Genomic DNA, 19,210 nt, shown 5'->3' with positions numbered 1-19,210 from the left:
AAGCTTGATCAGTAGTGTTTGCTCAAGCCGCCGAAGCAGCTCTCGCAGAAATTTTATTGCCGCGTTCGGAACGCGCCAATAAACTGTTGTTGACGTTTTGCTGTTCAGTTTTCAAGGTTCATGTTTGAGTTGCATTTCTCAGCAACTTTATTAGTATATCTTTTTCTCGTTTCAATGTCAACCATTAAGTATAATTAATTAGAAATTCAATATTCTAATCTTATTTTTACTTTTACAGAGACTTTGTTATTCTATCACTTTTTAGAAAGAACATCAACAATATTCTTGCCTGTTTCATCGCTTGTCTTAGCGACTTTATCTATATTAAAGCACTCTCATTTCTATGTCAACACTTTTTTTGCTCTTCATTCTCACATTTATTCAATTATCGACAGGCTTGATTATATAAAATCCTTATCTTCCTGCTCTTTCTTTTCTTTATTAAAGAAAAAACGACTTAAACCTTAAAGTTTAAGTCGTTTTAAGCTTTTAATCGCGTGAACGCATTTGTGGGAACAAAAGAACGTCTCTAATGGAAGCTGAATTAGTCAATAGCATGATCAAACGATCAATGCCAATTCCTAATCCACCTGTTGGAGGCATGCCATACTCCAACGCTTCAATAAAGTCATCGTCCATTTCATGCGCTTCATCATTTCCTGCCGCTTTTTCAATCAACTGCGCTTCAAAGCGTTCACGTTGATCTATGGGGTCATTTAACTCCGTGAATGCATTTGCATGTTCGCGGCGTACAATAAATAATTCGAAGCGATCTGTAAAGCGTTCATCTTCTGGATTTTTCTTAGCTAAAGGAGATATTTCAACCGGATGGCCGTAAATGAATGTTGGTTGAACTAATTCCTCTTCTACTTTTTGCTCAAAGAATTCGTTTAAAATATGGCCTGTTTCCATAGTAGGTTTGATTTCAACGTTGTGTTCTTTCGCTAGGTTTTGAGCTTCTTCTTTTGTAAGAGGCTGCCAGAAGTCTACACCAGTATATTCTTTTACTGCATCAGCCATATGTAGTCTTTTCCAGCCTGGCGCTAAATTAATCTGGTCTTCACCATATTGAACCGTAGTTGTTCCAAGCACTTCTTGGGCTACATGGGCAATTAAATTTTCAGTAAGTGCCATGATGTCTTTGTAATCAGCGTATGCTTCATATAGTTCCAGCATTGTGAATTCCGGATTGTGGCGTGTAGAAATTCCTTCGTTACGGAAAACACGGCCAATTTCATAGACTTTTTCTAATCCGCCGACAATCAAGCGCTTCAAATGAAGTTCGATCGCGATCCGGACATACAGCTCCATATCTAATGCATTGTGATGAGTAATGAATGGGCGTGCAGCTGCTCCCCCGGCAATCGAATGGAGCATCGGCGTTTCCACTTCTAAAAAGCCTTGGCCATCTAAATATCTGCGCATCGATTGAATGATTCGGCTACGCAAGATAAATGTTTCTTTGCTTGACTCGCTCGTGATTAAATCCAGATACCGTTGACGGTAGCGCTGCTCTACATCTTTCAAGCCATGAAATTTCTCAGGTAGCGGACGAAGCGATTTCGTTAAGAATTCAATTTCTTTTGCCTTAACAGATAATTCTCCGACGTTGGTTTTAAATACCGTGCCTTTTACACCGACGATATCGCCAAGGTCTGCGCTATTGAAATAGCCATACGCCTCTTCACCAATCGCATCTTTGCGTACGTAGATCTGAATTCTGCCTTTTAAGTCTTGAAGATGGGCAAAACCGGCTTTCCCTTTTCCACGCTTTGTCATAATACGGCCCGCAATTACAACTTCATGCGGCGTTTCTTCTAGCTCTTCTTTTGATAGTTCACTGTACTCGTTAATAATGTCTTCTGATAGATGGGTACGTTCAAATCTTGCGCCAAATGGATCGATTCCATTATCGCGGAACGTTTGCATTTTTTGGCGCCTTACTAGTATTTGATCATTTAACTCTTCTGACATGTTCTACACTCCTTTATCTTTAAAAACCACGCTCGTTCGTGTATCTCTCTATTGTACACAATTTCTGCAATTTCTACATAAAAAAGCTGCCACGAATTTGTGACAGCTCGAATCTTTAACTTAAACTGCACCGCTCACAGCATCACGTTACGCGTCTTAGCGTTTCCATGTATCCCTTTATCACCGATTGCTTCAGTAAATACATGGTCTGCTCCATTTTTTTACAGACAGACAAAACGCCTCCGGCTATTGACATGAGAATTATTTGATTATTCCTGGTGAATTTCAGTCGCAAACATACTTTCCTTCTATTCTTCCCCGTCTCAAGAACCTATGACTGTGTTATTTTTAATTCTTCCGAACAAACGCATCGAGACTGTCGTATGTTTTCCATAACCGAACGCCTTGGTCTTTCGGTTTTTCAAACCCTTTAAGTTCAGGGTTGAGTTCCAATAAAGGGATAAGGACGAATGCTCGCTCATGCATCCGTGGATGCGGAATAACTAGCTGCTCTGTTTCCATATTTTCTTGATTATAAAGTAAAATATCAAGGTCTATCGTCCGCGGACCCCAATGTATAATACGTTTGCGATCTAGTCGCCGTTCAATTTCTTGGCATATACCCAGAAGTGTAAGCGCCGGAAGATCGGTCTTGATGCGGACAACCATATTGAGAAAAGGAGGCTGCTCGGTGAAACCGACCGGTTCCGTTTCATAGAGAGAAGATATTCCCGCAACTTCAATCGCGTGATGCTCCATCAATAAGCGGACAGCCTGCTTGAGCATGCCGAGACGGTCGCCCATGTTGGAACCAAGAGAAAGGTAACTGTCGTTCATGCAAATTCTCCCCGTGTCAGTTCAATCGCAACTGATTTATAATGGCCAGGAATCGGCGGATCCGGTTTAATCAATAAAACACGGATTCCTTTGACCAATGAAAACTTCGCCAGGATACTTGCCGCCACTTCCTCAGCGACCGCCTCCACCAACTTTTTTGGTTTTCCTTCAATAATTGATCGGCATGTTTCATACACTTCTCCGTAATGAACTGTATGCTCCAACGCATCCGTTTCACCCGCCTGCTTCAGATCAACCGCAAGCGAAACTGTTAACCGGAATCGCTGGCCAAGTTTTGTCTCTTCCGGAAAAACTCCATGATATCCGTAAAACTCCATATCATTCACGTGAATAAAATCCATTATGCCATCTCCTCGTATTTCGTATTGCCAAGCAAGACATCCATCATGCGTACAGCTTGGACCGTCTCTTTCACATCGTGGACCCTAACAATCCGGCAACCTTTTTCAACTCCATAGCAAACAGTTGCAAGCGAACCGGCTAACCGCTCAGAAACCGGCACATTCAACACTTTGCCAATCAACGACTTTCTGGAAGTCCCCAGCAAAACCGGATAGCCCAAACCAACAAAATGCTCAAGCAATTGCATCATCTCGATATTATGAGCTGTCGTTTTTCCAAATCCAATGCCAGGATCCAGCCAAATACCTTCTGCCTTCACACCGGCATCCAATGCAATTTGCACACTTTCTTCTATATCACGTTGCACTTCTTCCCAAAAACTCAGGTATGACGCTTCGGCCCGGTTATGCATCAAGACGATCGGCACTTTATACTTAGCTGCGACTTTGGCTATCGCCGGTTCATATCTTGCCCCCCAAATATCATTGATAATACGGGCTCCTGCTAAAACCGCCGCTTCTGCTACTTCCGCTTTATACGTATCAATGGAAATTGGTGTATCCAATTGGTCTACTAGCATCTTTATTACCGGAACGACTCGGGAGATTTCTTCTTCTGCTGATATCTGGGTATGGCCAGGACGCGTTGATTCTCCGCCTACATCTATAACATCTGCGCCATCTTCTGCCATTTTTTTTGCACGGGCTAATGCTTGGTCTACCGCAGTATAGTTCCCGCCATCTGAAAAAGAATCGGGTGTCACATTTAAAATCCCCATTACCAATGTTTTTCCTTTTGCGTTTATGTCCATTGTTTGCACCGCCTGTTTGCATTTATGTATTTCCCGGGAAATTGGTTGTTCTCTTATCTGCTTCATCTTAACGCGAATGCGCTGAATTTCGCCACAATAAAAGAGCACGCGGAGGCATGCTCTTCTTTTATTTAATCATTAGTTATTTTCTTCAAATTGGTAAAGGGGAGTGCTCAAGTAACGCTCTCCGTTTGAAGGGATAATCGCCAATACTTTTTTGCCTTTGCCAAGACGCTTTGCCACTTGCAATGCTGCGTAAATTGCCGCTCCTGAAGAAACGCCGCCAAGAATGCCTTCTTCGCGAGCCGCTCGACGAGCAGTTTCATATGATTGGTCATTGGTTACTTGAATAATTTCGTTGTACATTTCTGTATTTAATACAGCAGGTACGAAGCCCGCGCCAATTCCTTGGATTTTGTGAGGGCCTGGCTTTCCTCCTGAAAGCACCGGAGAATCTGAAGGCTCTACTGCTACGATTAGAATGTCCTTGTATTTTTCTCTAAGCACTTGTCCAGCACCGGTTATTGTGCCGCCAGTGCCAATTCCTGAAATGAAAGCATCTAATTGATCTCCCATCGTTTCAACAATTTCTGGACCTGTCGTTAAGCGATGCACTTCCGGGTTTGCTTCGTTGTTAAACTGCTGCGGCATAAACCAGCCGTTTTCAGCCGCTAACTTTTCGGCTGTTTTGATTGCTCCGTTTGGACCATTCATCCCGTCCGCACCTGGCGTTAAAATTAGTTCTGCCCCGTATGCACGAAGCAAATTGCGACGCTCCATGCTCATCGTTTCCGGCATTACCAGAACTGATTTATATCCTTTTGCTGCTGCAATCATCGCCAAGCCGATCCCTGTGTTTCCGCTTGTCGGCTCAATGATGGTGTCGCCTTCCTTTAAATCACCGGACTTTTCAGCCGCTTCAATCATCGCTAACGCAATTCGGTCTTTCACGCTGCTCCCTGGGTTGAAATACTCTAGTTTCAAATAGACATCTGCGTCTTCAGGACCAGTAAGACGGTTCAATTTAACGATCGGTGTTTGCCCAATCAATTCGGTAATAGAATTTCCAATACGAGTCATCATTCAACACTCCTAATCCCCACTAATTTTATCGGCATTACTCTTTACTCATCCTATCAATGTTTAGGAGAAGGTGTCAAATTGTAAGAACTATCAAAAAAAACGTTTCCGAATTCGGAAACGTCGCCATTATTTATTCGCCATAAAACCATTTTGCATCGAATTCCCGCCAAAATGCTTCTGGGGTGACGGATTGCGGCAATTGTTCAAGTGCCAATTCTCGGCTTACGTGTTCTTTGACGTCATTATACGAAAAGGTTTGGCCTTCGGCTTTTTCCGTAACCGACAGAATGGCAATTCGACCATCTGACAGCTCGAGCGGCTCGGACCAGCTATCGACATCAATAGTCGTTACCGTTTGTGCTATTTTAGGGTCGACAGTTGTTTGGTCCTGTGTGATGTAACCGATATCACCACCTAGGCTTCCGGTAGCGGTATCGACAGAACGTTCCTTAGCCAACGCTTCAAAAGAGGTACCGTTTTCCAATTCGGAAATGGCTTTATCCGCTTCCCCCATAGAATCCACCACAATCATTCGGGTACGGTATGCATCTTTGATATCGTAGAGGGCCTGATTGTCGTTGTAAAAAGCCTCGACATCTTTGTCTTCAATGACGATGTCTTTTGTCAGTACTTTTTCTAAAATCAATTGGGTTTTCAAATTATCACGCAGTCGATCTTCATCTGCAGAATAAATCGTTTTGTCGATTCCTTCTTGGGCAGACCGCAGCATCGCGAGTTCTAAATCGACTTCTTTGTCGGTGACTTTAATATTGTATTCTTTAGCCGCTGTTTCCATGACTTTTTCATTGACCAGTTCAAGCAATGTGTCCCTGCCGTGCAACTCTTCCATGGCCGCCATCCATTGTTGGCGCGTGATTTTTTCTCCATCGACGGACGCCACTTCTTCGCTCCCGCCAGATTGGTTTGGAATCAGCCATGCAATAAACCACAGAAGATTGCCGACAAATAAAATCAATAAAAGAACAAGAAGCGGCTTTGTTTTCAAACGCCTTCTAGGCCGTCCCCCATCTGCCGGTAAAGACGGAGGGCGGTTGCGGTTATGATTGAAGCTCATTGATGAACGCTTCTAATTCCTTTTGGGAATAATGGTATGTCTCCAAACAAAAATGGCATTGTGCTTCTGCCATTCCATCTTGTTCGATCATTTCCTGAATTTCTTGTTGGCCAAGCCCCAGGATTCCATTTGCAAAACGTTCTTTTGAACAATTGCATTCAAAGCTCACCGGCATTTTATCTAATATCTGGACATTCCCTTTTCCCAGCACTTCTTCCAGCACTTCTTCTGGCGACAGTCCGCGCTGGATCATCATCGAAACAGGCTGAATTTGGGCCAATTGCTTTTCAATCAGTTCAATCGTTTCTTCGTCTGTGTTTGGCATCAATTGGATAATGAAGCCGCCTGCAGCCAGCACAGAGTTGTCTGTATCAACTAATACACCTAGTCCCACGGATGAAGGCACTTGTTCCGACACAACGAAGTAATACGTAAAATCTTCGGCGATTTCACCTGAAACAATCGGGGTTTGACCGGTGAAGTTATCACGCAGCCCCAAATCCTTTACCACAGATAACATGCCTTCTGTTCCGACTGCACGGCGCACGTCCAACTTGCCGCTTTTATTCAAATCAAAATGCGTTTGCGGGTTAGTGACATAACCCCGCACGCCACCTTTTGCATCGCTGTCTACCAGAATAGCTCCAATTGGCCCGCCACCTTCAATTTTAACCGTTACTTTATTGTCTCCTTTCAACATGGCCCCTAACATGACTCCACCGGTCATCGCCCGCCCGAGTGCCGCAGTAGCAGTCGGCCACGTCATATGGCGGCGCTGCGCTTCGCCGACAGTTTGCGTGCTGTCCACTGCAAAAGCACGGACACTGCCGTCAAAACCAAGGCCGCGAACTAAGTAATCTCCCATATCTACCTTTCCTTTCCTTACGCTTGGTTGCGTTTATATATATAGTATAGCCCTTTCAAAGTTAAAAAAGGATCGACTTTATCAATCACATTGGACTCTTTGGCAATTAAAGAGGCGAGTCCTCCAGTTGCGACCACAGTAGGAGTACGTTTGCTTTGCGCTTTCATGCGGCTCACGATGCCTTCCGCTTGGCCGACATACCCGTAAACGATTCCAGCTTGCATGGCCGATACTGTATTTTTGCCGACTACGTTTTCCGGCCGTGCAATTTCAATGCGCGGCAATTTTGATGCCCGGTTGTAGAGCGCTTCTGTTGAAATGGCAATTCCCGGCGCAATGGCACCGCCCATATATTGCTGTTTTTCATCAATATAGCAGTACGTAGTTGCTGTCCCAAAATCCACAATGATTAATGGAGATCCGTAATCTTGGATGGCCGCAACAGCGTTAACGATCCGGTCCGCTCCCACTTCACGCGGATTGTCATACTTGATATTCAATCCGGTTTTTATACCCGGACCGACGATTAATGGTTTCAAGTAAAAATACTTTTGGCACATTTTTTCAAGCGAAAACATGATCGGCGGAACAACGGAAGACATGATGATGCCGTCAATATCGGCAACCGCCACCTCTGCGTCAATCAAAAACGCTTTAATTTGAATACCATATTCATCTTCGGTTTTGTGGCGAAGCGTTTCCATCCGCCAATGGTGCATCAATCGACCTCGGTCGAAGACCCCCAACACGATATTGGTATTTCCTATATCCAATACTAAAATCATAATCCGACCTCATTTATCGACGATTTTCCAACACATCATACCACAACTCTTTGAAAAGAAAAAAGGTTGATCGCCTTTCCCCTTTTAGGAAATAGACAATCAACCTATAGTACTGCTTATTTTCGGTTTTCTTGAATTGGGCCTCTAGTTCCGCTTGGTTGGCCTTCTTTTGGCAAGTCGCCAGACGAAGGATCGCTCGGGGCACCCGTAATATCAGGATTAACCTTTTCTTTTTTCAAGTCAACGTTCTTTTCGAATTCGCCATTCAACGCTTCGTATGAACGTTCAGGAAGTGTGCCGTGCTCTTTCAAGTGAAGGATTTGGGCAGCATCTAATGTTTCCACTTCAAGGAGTGTCGTCGCAATCAATTCAAGAAGATCTTTGTTTTCTGTCAAGATTTCTTTTGTGCGAATGTACTGCTCTTTGATAATGCGTTGGATTTCCTGATCGATTTCGAATGCAATAGCATCTGAATAGTTTTGGTCAGAGTTGAAATCGCGGCCCAAGAAGACATTTCCGCCTTGCGCCTGGCCAAATTGAAGCGGCCCGATTTTGTCACTCATACCGTATTCCGTCACCATGCTGCGGGCAATTGCAGTTGCGCGTTGGAAATCGTTATGGGCACCAGTAGAAACTTCGCCAAATACGATATCTTCCGCAACCCGGCCGCCAAGCAATCCGGCAATTTTATCGAGCAATTCCGGCTTCGTCATGAAGTAACGGTCTTCTCTCGGAAGCATTACCGCATATCCGCCAGCTTGTCCGCGAGGGACGATCGTCACTTTATGGACGATATCAGCATCGTCGAGAATTAAGCCGACAACGGTATGCCCAGATTCGTGGAATGCCACGATATTGCGTTCTTTTTTCGAAATGACTCGATTCTTTTTAGCAGGACCGGCAATAACGCGGTCTGTTGCTTCGTCGATATCGGACATGTCGATTTTCAACTTACTGCGTCGGGCAGCAACAAGAGCCGCTTCGTTCAATAAGTTTTCCAAATCAGCACCTGAGAAACCAGGCGTACGTTGAGCGATTGCTTTCATATCCACCGAATCATCAAGTGGCTTGTTGCGTGCATGAACTTTCAATACCTCTTCGCGTCCTTTTACATCCGGACGGCCAACTGTGATTTGGCGGTCAAAACGGCCTGGGCGAAGAAGGGCTGGATCCAAAATATCGGGGCGGTTTGTCGCCGCGATGATAATGATTCCTTCATTTGCGCCGAAACCATCCATTTCAACCAATAGCTGGTTGAGTGTTTGTTCGCGTTCATCGTGTCCGCCACCAAGGCCTGCGCCACGTTGGCGTCCGACTGCATCAATTTCATCAATGAAAATAATACAAGGCGAGTTTTTCTTAGCGTTTTCAAACAAATCGCGAACTCGGGATGCCCCGACTCCGACAAACATTTCAACAAAATCGGAACCACTGATCGAGAAGAAAGGAACGCCTGCTTCCCCGGCAACTGCACGGGCTAAAAGGGTTTTACCGGTACCCGGAGGTCCGACAAGCAAAATCCCTTTTGGAATGCGGGCGCCGATATCGGCAAATCTGCGGGGGTCTTTCAAGAAATCAACAACTTCAACCAGTTCTTGTTTCTCTTCATCTGCTCCCGCAACATCCGGGAAGCGGACCTTGTGTTTCTGGTCATCGTACAGCTTCGCTTTACTTTTACCGAAGTTCATCACACGACCGCCACCGCCGCCTTGTGATTGGTTAAGCAAGAAGAAGAAGAGGATGAAAATGATAATGAATGGAATGATCCCCGTAAAGAACTGAACCCAGCCGCTTGTTTGCGGAGCAGGCAAGTAATCTACTTGGACATTAGTGTCAAGAGCGGCATTATCTATCTCTGTTAGCAGCGCTTCATTTTCCATTGGAATATTGGTAACAAATGTGTCTTCATCAGTTTCGGCAGTAGACAATTTCCCCATTACTTCATAAACCATCTGGTTTGGCTGAATGGTAACTTCATCGATGTTACCAGTTGTTAAAGCCGTCAAAAATTCATCGTATCCTATATTTTCGGTCGGTTGGTTGCTGCTGTTAAACGTCCCCAAAATCCCGATAATAACAAGGAAAATCAGCAGATAAAATATAGTGTATCGAAATATTCGGTTCATCCCGAGCCTCCTCACAAAATTTCCCTTAAAACTATACTAAATACTAACACAGTAACATTTGAGCGTACAACGAAAAGCCTTTGTTCATCAGGCTAAATTAACAGACTGTGAACGTCTTTTGTCTATTCTTGTTCTCCGCTGTAAACCGAAGGCTTAAGAATGCCGATATACGGCAAATTGCGGTATTTCTCAGCATAATCCAACCCGTATCCAACAACAAAAGCGTCTGGAACTTCAAAGCCAATGTAATCCGCCTTCAAATCCACCTTACGGCCGGAAGGCTTGTCAAGCAATGTAACGATTTTAATAGAATTTGCTTTGCGGTATTTGAACAAGTCCACCAAATAACTAAGCGTCAACCCACTGTCGATGATGTCTTCAATAATAAGAAGGTCGCGCCCTTCCACGCTCGTATTTAAGTCTTTGACAATTTTAACTTCTCCTGAAGAGACGGTTGCATTGCCATAACTCGAAACATCCATAAAATCCATTTCAACATAGCTATCCATGCGCTTCATCAAGTCGCCCATAAATGGCATTGCACCTTTTAATACACCAATAGCCAATGGATACTTGTCTTGATAATCACGCGCTAACACTTCTCCAAGCTCCCGCGCTTTCGCTTGCAGGCTTTCTTCAGAGATTAATACTTCTTCAATGTCTTTCTCTAACATGGTGGACCTCCTATAATCCGCTTTTTGCGGCCTTGACCTGTTGCTCGATCAATACCCAATTATCTTCAATGCGCTCAGTTCGGCTAACAAGTTTGGACGGGCGAATCCCGGGAACAAGCAAAATTTCTCCACTTGCTGTCGCGATGACCGGCCAACTATCTCTTTTGGAGACCGGGACTTTTTCGTCAATCATGAGGCGGGCCACTTTTTTCGCTCCCACCATCCCCGGAAGATAGATGCGGTCACCCGGCTTACGGGTTCGCATCGTCAGCACAACCTCGTCCGGAGCAGAAAAATACCAAAAATCCGCATCGGCCTGTTGCTTCACTTTTTTGAGTGGCATTGCTTTGTAACGAAAGCCGTTCACTTCTGAAGACCAGTCGTCTGTAATGATTAAAGAATCTTTTGCTGCCATTTCACCAATCGGCTGCCGGCTGAAATACACCCGGTCATATTGGCGAACCATCATACAATTTTGCGGCAAGTGCAAAAAAACTGTACCCGCTGAACTGTGCATCAGATGCCGCACTTGGTCGGCGAGCTGCTTAGTAATAGCAACTTGCTTCTCATTATATAGATAGTTTAATAGTAGTAGAACCAGTCTTTTTTGTAAAGCAAGTGCCTCTTGGCTGAATTTTTCAACTGATAACGAAAAACCACTTTCTTCATATTCGACCAATTGCTGCAGTTTCTCTTTAGCCAACTCCATCAAATACCGTTGATCTTCCTGCATCGTTTCCGCAAGTTCCACGAAATGAGCTGAAACATTGCCGTTTTCTTGCTTCAACAGAGGCAACACAGATTGGCGGATGCGATTTCTTGTATAAATCGGCTGATTGTTGCTTGGGTCTTCCTGGTAAGAAAGGCCAAACTCCAAAGCATAGCGGTGAATCTCGTCTTTTGTTACCGCAAGCAGCGGCCGGACCAAATCACCATCGCTAAATGACCGGCTAGTCGGCATGCCGAAAGAGCCGGACTGCAGCGTCCCTTTTATGCCTGCCATTAAAATGGTTTCAAGCTGGTCATCAGCATGATGGGCAGTCACTAGCTTGTTCGCTTTTTCCTCTCGCATAATTGCGGAAAAATACGCGTAGCGCTCTTCTCGGCACACTTGCTGCTTATTGCCTCCGCCAGATTCTAAAATATCCGGAACCGGAATATCACGACTAAAGCAAGGTACATTCCACTTTGCACAAAGCTGTTCAGTAAAAAAACGGTCCTCGAGCGATTCTTTTCCTCGAAGCATATGATTGACATGTACTGCGGCTACTGAAATGCCAAGAACCGCTTGTTGAGACGTTAGAAAATGCAGCAGTACAACCGAATCGATTCCTCCAGAACAAGCGACCAGCACCCGGTCTCCCGGATTGAACAAGTGATGCACTGAAAGATGGCGGTACACTTTTTCTGAAAAACTTTTCATTTCTTCACCTCTAAAAACCTGCATTCCGTTTCAAAGATCCATGTGCCAAGCAAAAACTTTTAAAAATTTCGTTGACACATTTTCTGTTCGATAGTATGCTATTAAAGTTCGCTTGAACAAGGCGGCGTAGCTCAGCTGGCTAGAGCGTACGGTTCATACCCGTAAGGTCGGGGGTTCGATCCCCTCTGCCGCCATTTTAATTTTTCTTTAAAGCAGTGTCCCTTTTGGGCGCTGCTTTTTTTTACGTTAAAAAAGAGTTGATTTGCTCGATGTGGTGATGGTCGTGCTCAAGCATTCCAGCAAAATAATCCGACGGGGAAGTTTCTTTGCCGCCAGCCGTAAAGCGGGCATGCCAATTGGACTCATCCATTCCTTCAATGGCTTGCCGCAGCAAAGCCCGTTCTTGCTGAGCATGAGCTAGAATTTTGGGGAATTTCATTTCTTCGACGCCTTCTACCGCTTTCCGATTAAATTCATCGACATCTTCAAATCCTTCAATGTTGGCGTCTTCTTTCATCTGAGGAAGGCGTTCCTCCCGGACAAAGCGATCCCATTCAGCGAGATGCATGACGATTTGGGCAACGGACCATTTGCCTTCCGTAAACGGAGTATGGGCTACTTTTTCATCTTGGATTGCGGTTTGAAGTGACGCCAAGTAAACTTCATACTCCTTGTAGGCTTCCAGCACTTGAGTTTTCTCCATCCTTCTCACACTCCCAACAAATTTTTTGATAAAAAAAACGCTTCCCTGGTGAGAAGCGTTCTAATTTAAATTTGTTCAGCTGTATCGAAGCATTTTCCTATGCCATTAAAACAGCTAGCAAGTTATCCTCTTCTTGCACCACGGCCGCCACGCTTAGATTCTGTAGCACGTTTCAAAGTCGAAATGTTTTCTTCACTGTCTTTCAAGAATTTCGCCATTTTTGTTTCAAAATTTTCTTTTGGCGCGCGTTCGAATGAACGATTATTGCTTGGGCGTGGACGTTGTGGACGAGCAGTTGTTGTTGCGCCTTCTGGCTGCGGTTTCGCTTTGCGAATGGAAAGGCCGATTTTGCCGTCTGCTTCTACATTCATCACTTTAACTTCAACCATTTCGCCAACTTTAAGGTGGTCATTGATGTCTTTGACATAATTGTCAGCGACTTCACTTATATGCACGAGGCCAGTTGCACCAGTCGGAAGCTGAACGAACGCTCCGAAATTTGTAATACCTGTAACTTTTCCTTCTAACTTGCTACCTACTTCAATCGACATAAAAAAAATGCTCCTCCTTAAAAATTAAGATGACTCTATTCCAGTGTCATATAAACGTTATAAACGGGACTATTCCCACTTTTAATTATAACCATGAAAAAAAGAGTGTCAACTGACTACTCTTTTTCATCGGCTTTTTCTTCTGTTTTTGGAACCGTAAAAATAATTTCTCCATCTTCGGATAAAAAGTATTCTTTACGGGCAAGTTTCGCTAAATATTCGTCATCATTTAATAGAACAATTTGTTCTTTTAATTTCTCCTGCTCTTGCTCCACTTCCTGAAGTGTGACCAGCGCTTCTTTATGCAGCTGTTCTTTTTCAGAAAGAGTCTGTGATTGAGCATGAAGTGTCGAGCCGATCCATATACTGGTCAATACGACAAGTAACCCGAAAACCGACAGCCGTCTAAACAGCCGGACTTTATGAGCTTTCTGGCGCTGCTCTTGGCGTTCGACCGAGCGGACATAGTCATTGCGAATTGAAGTGACTTCGCGACCTTCCGCTTTTGTTTCTCTCTTCAAACCCATGACTTGTTTCCCCCCCTCCGACTGACTTTGATGCCATTATACATGAAAAGATGAATTTTTATAAGTTTTTTTTGCAGTTCTTACTATTTTTCCCGCAAACCACCTGGAAAGCCCATTTTTATTTTATTCATATACATTTATAAAAATACTATTGACTTAATTTTTATGCAGTTCTATAATACAACCTACTAGAGGCATCTTGTTTGTTTTATTAATAAGATACTGTTTTCACGAAAAAGAGGATTTATAAATATGCATTATCAATGAATAAAAGAAATGGAGTGTGAAATTATGTCAGGCATGCTGACACTTTCAAATGGGCAAACATTTACAGGACATTGGCACGGCATTGATACGGAAATCCAAGGTGAAGTTGTATTTTATACCGGAATGACGGGCTATGAAGAGGTATTGACCGATCCATCTTACAAAAGCCAAATCGTCGTCTTTTCTTATCCATTAATTGGGCAATACGGCATCCAGGCAAAACATATTCAGTCAAAAAAAATTCAAGCTGCCGGCATCGTCGTCGCAGAGCTATACGAGGGGCCGATTGAAAAAGGCGCCATGGCACTTGCTGAATTTGCTAAACGTGCTGGTGTTCCGATATTAAGCGGCGCTGATACGCGCTCCATTATCAAAATGGTGCGCGAAGCCGGCACCATGCAATCGCATTTGAGCCCTGCAGGAGCGCTTCCGGACGTATGGAAACCTATACAGACCCAGTTTTTTGCCGATGAGCAAAAACAACAGGAGGTTGTTCAATCAGGAGAAGGACATCCACATATCGGACTAATCGACTTTCACTACAAATCTTCCATACTGGAGGAATTGCTGCAGCGAAACTGTAAAGTCAGCATCCTGCCTCACACCATATCAACCGAAAAATTGGATGCCTTGCAAGTGGACGGTTTGTTGTTTTCAAACGGTCCGGGAGATCCCGCTGCGCTCGAAGCCCTCTTCCCCGTTTACAGGGATTGGGCAGAACGCTATCCTTCATTCGGCATTTGTCTTGGACATCAAGTACTGGCTTCTGCTTTTGGGGCGAAAACAGCAAAATTGCCATACGGCCACCGAGGAGCCAACCATCCGGTAATGAATCTTAAAACCGGACAAGTCAGTATGAGCTCCCAAAACCATAGTTATGTAGTAGAGGAAGCAAGCCTTGGGCAAACGCCGCTTGCTGTTCTTTACACAAACGTCAACGACAGCAGCATTGAAGGCCTGTATCATCCGGCGCTTCCCTTGATGACGGTACAGTTCCATCCGGAAGCAGCGCCCGGTCCTGCTGAGCATCTTGAATTATTCGACCAATTTATTTTGGCGATCCAACAGAAAAAGAAGGTGAAAATTCATGCCTAAACAACAAGGCATTAAAAAAGTATTGGTCATCGGTTCAGGCGCCATCGTTATTGGACAAGCCGCTGAATTTGATTATTCCGGTACACAAGCTTGCAGAGCATTGAAAGAAGAAGGCCTCCATGTGGTATTGGTCAATAACAACCCCGCCACAATCATGACCGATAAAACCGTTTCAGATAAAGTTTATTTTGAACCTTTAACCGTGGAAAATGTAACAGCCATCATTGAAGCGGAACGCCCGGACGGACTGCTGGCAACAGTCGGCGGCCAAACCGGATTGAATCTCGCGATGGCTTTGTCCGAGGCCGGCATTTTATCGAAATACGGAGTTGCGCTTCTTGGCACCAACATCGCTTCCATCAAACAAGCAGAAGACCGCGAACAATTCCGCTCGTTGATGAACAAGCTCGGTGAACCGGTACCGAGCAGCGACATCGTTTATTCCACTGACAGTGCGCTGGAGTTTGCCGGACAAGTCGGCTATCCGCTCATCGTCCGCCCGGCCTATACTCTTGGTGGCTTTGGAGGCGGCATCGCCCAAGATGAAGAGACCTACATATCTCTTGTCACACAGGGGCTCAGCGCTAGCCCAATTCAACAATGCCTTGTTGAAAAAAGCATTGCCGGTTTCAAGGAAATCGAATATGAAGTGATGCGCGATGCAAATGGCACTTGCATCACCGTCTGCAATATGGAAAATATGGACCCGGTCGGCGTCCATACCGGCGATTCGATTGTAGTGGCTCCGAGCCAGACCATGACAGACCGGGAATACCATATGCTGCGCACTTCTGCCATCAACATTATCGATGCGCTAGGCATTATCGGTGCGTGCAATGTGCAATTCGCTTTGCATCCGGAAACATCCGCTTATTACTTGATCGAAGTCAATCCCCGGGTCAGCCGCTCTTCAGCCCTTGCATCTAAGGCGACCGGCTATCCGATTGCCAAAATCGCCGCAAAACTTGCGGTCGGCTATAGTCTTGCCGAACTGAAAAACCCGGTAACCGGTACAACATTCGCAAGCTTTGAACCGGCATTGGATTATGCAGTGGTGAAGATTCCACGCTGGCCATTCGATCAATTCCAAAACGCCAACCGCAAGCTTGGCACGCAAATGAAAGCGACCGGCGAAGTGATGGCAATTGAGCGAAGCATGGAAGCAGCGTTCCAGAAAGCTATCCGTTCTCTCGACATCCCACTTGACGGCTTCCGGCTGCCTGCACTTGCCGATGTACCGACAGAGGAGCTGGAACAGCTGGCCATCGAAGCGGATGACCGCCGGCTTTTCGTCTTACTTGAATTGCTGATCCGCGGCAAAAGCATGGAAGACTTGCATGACGCAACTGCAATCTCCCCGTATTTCCTGTATGTTTTATCACGCATCGTTGATGAATGGCAAAATTTGCAGAAGCTGACATGGAACAGCATGACGCCTAAGCGGCTGCTCGAAGCAAAAGCGCTTGGATTCAGCGATCAGCAATTGGCGGCCATATGGGGCATTTCCGCTTCTGAGATTTGGGGACAGCGAAAATGCTGGAACTTGCTTCCGGCTTATCGGGTCATCGACACTTGCGCAGCGGAGTTCCGCTCGCAGACAAACTATTTCTATTCCACATGGACCGGCTCTTCTGATGAACGCTCCGTGAACCGAAAAAAAGTGGCAGTTATCGGATCTGGCCCAATCCGCATCGGCCAAGGCATTGAATTTGATTATTGCTGCGTCCACAGCATTTTAGCTTTGCAAAAGTTGGGCTATGAAGCCATCATGATCAACAACAACCCCGAAACTGTCAGTACGGATTACGAAGTGGCGGATGCGCTGTATTTCGAACCATTGACTACGGAAGACATTTTAAATGTGCTGGATTTTGAAGGCATCACTCAAGTAATTGCCCAGTTCGGCGGCCAGACATCACTCAATGTGGCGGCAGAACTGGAACAAGCAGGCATTACCATTCTCGGCTCTGCTGTTGACATTCTTGACCAAATGGAAGACCGCGACCGCTTTTACGCCTTCCTTGAATCAATTGGGCTGCCGTCCATCCCTAGTTTCACAGCAAGCGAAGCGTCCGAAGTCGCGGCCTATGCCGAACAGCTCGGCTATCCAGTGCTGCTGCGCCCGTCCTATGTGATTGGCGGCAAAGGCATGACCGTTTTGCATAGTGAACAAGAACTTGCTGCATGGCTCCAGAAGATGACAATGACTTTCCCGATATTGGTCGACCATTTCATCACCGGAAAAGAAGCGGAAGCGGATATTTTATCGGACGGCGAAAACGTATGGGTGTCGGCTATCTTTGAACATATTGAAGGTACTGGCGTACACTCGGGCGACAGCATTTCCATCACGCCGCCAATTTCCTTAACGCAAGCTGCGCTGGACAAACTGGCCGATACGGCCCGGCATATCGCGAAAAACATGGACTACAAAGGCTTGTTCAACATCCAATTCGTTTACGAGCAAGACCAATTGTTTGTCATGGAAATCAACCCACGGGCATCACGGACTGTGCCAATCAGTTCTAAAGTGACAGACGTTCCGCTCGTCCAGCTGGCTACCGCCTTGATGCTCGGCGCCTCTTTCGAGGAACTTGGCATCGACAAATTGTACAACGGACAGCCTGACTTCACAGTCAAAGCACCGGTTTTTTCGCACATTAAGCTTCCAGGGCTTTCACCAGTTCTGTCTCCTGAAATGATGTCTACCGGAGAAGTAATCGGCTCTGATAGCGATGCATCAATCGCTATGTACAAAGCATTAAAAGGCGCTTCTCAGCAACTGGCAGATTTGCAGTCTGGCGGGACCGTTTTTGCCACTGAGCCGTCACTCGGCTTTATTGATAAATCCTTCTGGGAATCACGAGGTTTTACATTTTTTACAGAAGCCGACTTGCCATTCAAAGAGTGGCTGAAAACCGATTCGAAAACAGCTTATATTGATTTGACGCCGAACCCGGATAAAGTCCAAGCGTCTCTTGCCGCTATTCATCGCCTTCACGTGTGGACACGCGGAGAAACGGTCGACGCTTTTGAAAATTATGTCCATGCCGTGCATGGCCCAACCAAAGGAGTGCTTGTAAAATGACAATGACTTCAACGTTTGCCCCAAAAATCAGCCAAAAACACCTATTATCGCTGAAGGATTATAGCTCGCAGGAAATACTGGACTTGCTGTCGCTTGCTTCGGAACTGAAAAAGCCTGAAAACAAATATGCACCTTTATTGCAAAACAAAGTGCTTGGCATGATTTTCGAAAAATCTTCGACACGTACACGCGTTTCTTTTGAAGCCGGCATGCTGCAGCTTGGCGGACATGCCATGTATTTGAGCACACGCGATATTCAGATGGGGCGCGGGGAAACAATCGCCGATACAGCGCGCGTTTTGTCAGGTTATTTGGATGGCATCATGATCCGTACGTTTGAACAGGAAACAGTCCAGGAGCTGGCAGACAACAGTTCTATCCCTGTGATCAATGGACTGACCGATGACTTCCATCCGTGCCAAGTTTTGGCGGACCTTTTAACGATCCAGGAACAGTTCGGCTCGCTGCAAGGCAAGAAAATGGCATATATCGGAGACGGCAATAATATGGCGAATTCCTTGATGATCGGTGCGGCAAAAGTCGGTATGGACATTACAGTTGCCGCACCTGCTGGATACAGCCCGAAACTGGAAATGGTGGCATTGGCACAAAAATTCGCAAAAGAAACTGGCGCTATCATTCACGTAACGGCAGACCCTGTTGAAGCGGTCACCGGGGCTGATGTCATTTACACCGATGTGTGGGCTAGCATGGGCCAAGAACAAGAAGCATTGGAACGCTTAGAGCATTTCAAAAATTTCCAAGTCAACGAAGCGCTTGTCCAGCATGCAAATCCAAATTACATTTTCATGCACTGCTTGCCTGCCCACCGTGAAGAAGAAGTAACGACTGGCGTATTGGAAGGCCCAAACTCGGTAATCTTCCAGGAAGCCGAAAACCGCCTGCACGCACAAAAGGCCTTATTGGTAGCGTTATTGAATAATTAATATAGAAAAAGCTGTT

17 protein-coding genes and 1 tRNA gene are annotated in these 19,210 nt (G+C 45.4%); 4 read left to right on the top strand and 14 right to left on the bottom strand.

Annotated features, from left to right (window positions below):
• Positions 1-489: 489 nt before the first annotated feature.
• The 11 genes from lysS to tilS all read right to left on the bottom strand — a co-directional run bounded on the left by lysS (position 490) and on the right by tilS (position 12,016).
• On the bottom strand, positions 490-1,974 hold the full coding sequence (gene lysS, locus FQV28_RS07230; protein ID WP_146495080.1) for a lysine--tRNA ligase: 1,485 nt from the start codon (positions 1,972-1,974) through the stop codon (positions 490-492).
• Between the two features lie 348 nt (positions 1,975-2,322).
• Positions 2,323-2,811: a 2-amino-4-hydroxy-6-hydroxymethyldihydropteridine diphosphokinase gene (gene folK / locus FQV28_RS07225; RefSeq protein WP_146495078.1), complete on the bottom strand. Its 489-nt coding sequence runs from the start codon at positions 2,809-2,811 to the stop codon at positions 2,323-2,325.
• Positions 2,808-3,173, bottom strand: a complete 366-nt coding sequence (folB, locus tag FQV28_RS07220) for a dihydroneopterin aldolase (RefSeq protein WP_146495076.1) — start codon at positions 3,171-3,173, stop codon at positions 2,808-2,810. Before folB ends, folK begins: the two co-directional genes overlap by 4 nt.
• Positions 3,173-3,985, bottom strand: coding sequence for a dihydropteroate synthase (gene folP, locus FQV28_RS07215; RefSeq protein ID WP_146495074.1), 813 nt, complete (start codon positions 3,983-3,985; stop codon positions 3,173-3,175). The genes folB and folP overlap by 1 nt, the downstream gene beginning before the upstream one ends.
• Before the next feature lie 138 nt (positions 3,986-4,123).
• Positions 4,124-5,065 carry a cysteine synthase A gene (cysK, locus tag FQV28_RS07210; protein WP_146495072.1) on the bottom strand — a complete coding sequence of 314 codons (942 nt, stop codon included), beginning with the start codon at positions 5,063-5,065 and terminating at the stop codon, positions 4,124-4,126.
• Positions 5,066-5,198: 133 nt separating this feature from the next.
• A complete protein-coding gene (locus FQV28_RS07205; protein WP_146495071.1) occupies positions 5,199-6,143 on the bottom strand; it encodes a peptidyl-prolyl cis-trans isomerase in 945 nt (314 codons plus the stop codon).
• Positions 6,127-7,008, bottom strand: a complete 882-nt coding sequence (gene hslO / locus FQV28_RS07200; RefSeq protein WP_146495069.1) for an Hsp33 family molecular chaperone HslO — start codon at positions 7,006-7,008, stop codon at positions 6,127-6,129. Before hslO ends, FQV28_RS07205 begins: the two co-directional genes overlap by 17 nt.
• A gap of 17 nt (positions 7,009-7,025) precedes the next feature.
• Positions 7,026-7,793 carry a type III pantothenate kinase gene (locus tag FQV28_RS07195; RefSeq protein ID WP_146495067.1) on the bottom strand — a complete coding sequence of 256 codons (768 nt, stop codon included), beginning with the start codon at positions 7,791-7,793 and terminating at the stop codon, positions 7,026-7,028.
• Between the two features lie 116 nt (positions 7,794-7,909).
• Positions 7,910-9,919 carry an ATP-dependent zinc metalloprotease FtsH gene (gene ftsH / locus FQV28_RS07190; RefSeq protein ID WP_146495065.1) on the bottom strand — a complete coding sequence of 670 codons (2,010 nt, stop codon included), beginning with the start codon at positions 9,917-9,919 and terminating at the stop codon, positions 7,910-7,912.
• A gap of 122 nt (positions 9,920-10,041) precedes the next feature.
• A complete protein-coding gene (gene hpt / locus FQV28_RS07185; protein ID WP_146495063.1) occupies positions 10,042-10,593 on the bottom strand; it encodes a hypoxanthine phosphoribosyltransferase in 552 nt (183 codons plus the stop codon).
• Positions 10,594-10,603: 10 nt separating this feature from the next.
• Positions 10,604-12,016, bottom strand: a complete 1,413-nt coding sequence (gene tilS, locus FQV28_RS07180; RefSeq protein ID WP_146495061.1) for a tRNA lysidine(34) synthetase TilS — start codon at positions 12,014-12,016, stop codon at positions 10,604-10,606.
• 120 nt (positions 12,017-12,136) lie between these two features.
• Between tilS and FQV28_RS07175 the strand changes: the two genes are divergently transcribed.
• Positions 12,137-12,210: transfer RNA gene (locus FQV28_RS07175), tRNA-Met, on the top strand.
• Between the two features lie 47 nt (positions 12,211-12,257).
• Here the strand turns inward: FQV28_RS07175 and FQV28_RS07170 are convergent.
• The 3 genes from FQV28_RS07170 to FQV28_RS07160 all read right to left on the bottom strand — a co-directional run bounded on the left by FQV28_RS07170 (position 12,258) and on the right by FQV28_RS07160 (position 13,797).
• Positions 12,258-12,719, bottom strand: a complete 462-nt coding sequence (locus tag FQV28_RS07170) for a DinB family protein (RefSeq protein ID WP_146495059.1) — start codon at positions 12,717-12,719, stop codon at positions 12,258-12,260.
• A gap of 122 nt (positions 12,720-12,841) precedes the next feature.
• Positions 12,842-13,270, bottom strand: coding sequence for a S1 domain-containing RNA-binding protein (locus tag FQV28_RS07165; RefSeq protein WP_146495057.1), 429 nt, complete (start codon positions 13,268-13,270; stop codon positions 12,842-12,844).
• Between the two features lie 116 nt (positions 13,271-13,386).
• Positions 13,387-13,797: an FtsB family cell division protein gene (locus tag FQV28_RS07160; protein WP_146495055.1), complete on the bottom strand. Its 411-nt coding sequence runs from the start codon at positions 13,795-13,797 to the stop codon at positions 13,387-13,389.
• Positions 13,798-14,088: 291 nt separating this feature from the next.
• Here FQV28_RS07160 and FQV28_RS07155 point away from each other — a divergent pair, with 291 nt between their 5' ends.
• Genes FQV28_RS07155 through argF form a run of 3 tightly spaced genes read left to right on the top strand, consistent with a single transcriptional unit; the run spans position 14,089 to position 19,194 of the window.
• The gene (locus FQV28_RS07155) at positions 14,089-15,159 is read left to right on the top strand and encodes a carbamoyl phosphate synthase small subunit (RefSeq protein ID WP_146495053.1); all 1,071 of its coding nucleotides are present in this window, start codon (positions 14,089-14,091) and stop codon (positions 15,157-15,159) included.
• On the top strand, positions 15,152-18,247 hold the full coding sequence (locus tag FQV28_RS07150) for a carbamoyl-phosphate synthase (glutamine-hydrolyzing) large subunit (RefSeq protein ID WP_146495051.1): 3,096 nt from the start codon (positions 15,152-15,154) through the stop codon (positions 18,245-18,247). The genes FQV28_RS07155 and FQV28_RS07150 overlap by 8 nt, the downstream gene beginning before the upstream one ends.
• Positions 18,244-19,194 carry an ornithine carbamoyltransferase gene (gene argF, locus FQV28_RS07145; RefSeq protein WP_146495049.1) on the top strand — a complete coding sequence of 317 codons (951 nt, stop codon included), beginning with the start codon at positions 18,244-18,246 and terminating at the stop codon, positions 19,192-19,194. Before FQV28_RS07150 ends, argF begins: the two co-directional genes overlap by 4 nt.
• The last annotated feature ends 16 nt before the right edge of the window (positions 19,195-19,210 follow it).

The organism is Planomicrobium sp. CPCC 101079 (assembly GCF_007859275.1).
Classification (GTDB): domain Bacteria; phylum Bacillota; class Bacilli; order Bacillales_A; family Planococcaceae; genus Planococcus.
Note: the sequence above shows the minus strand (reverse complement) of the source record. Positions and strands in the feature narration are given on the sequence as shown.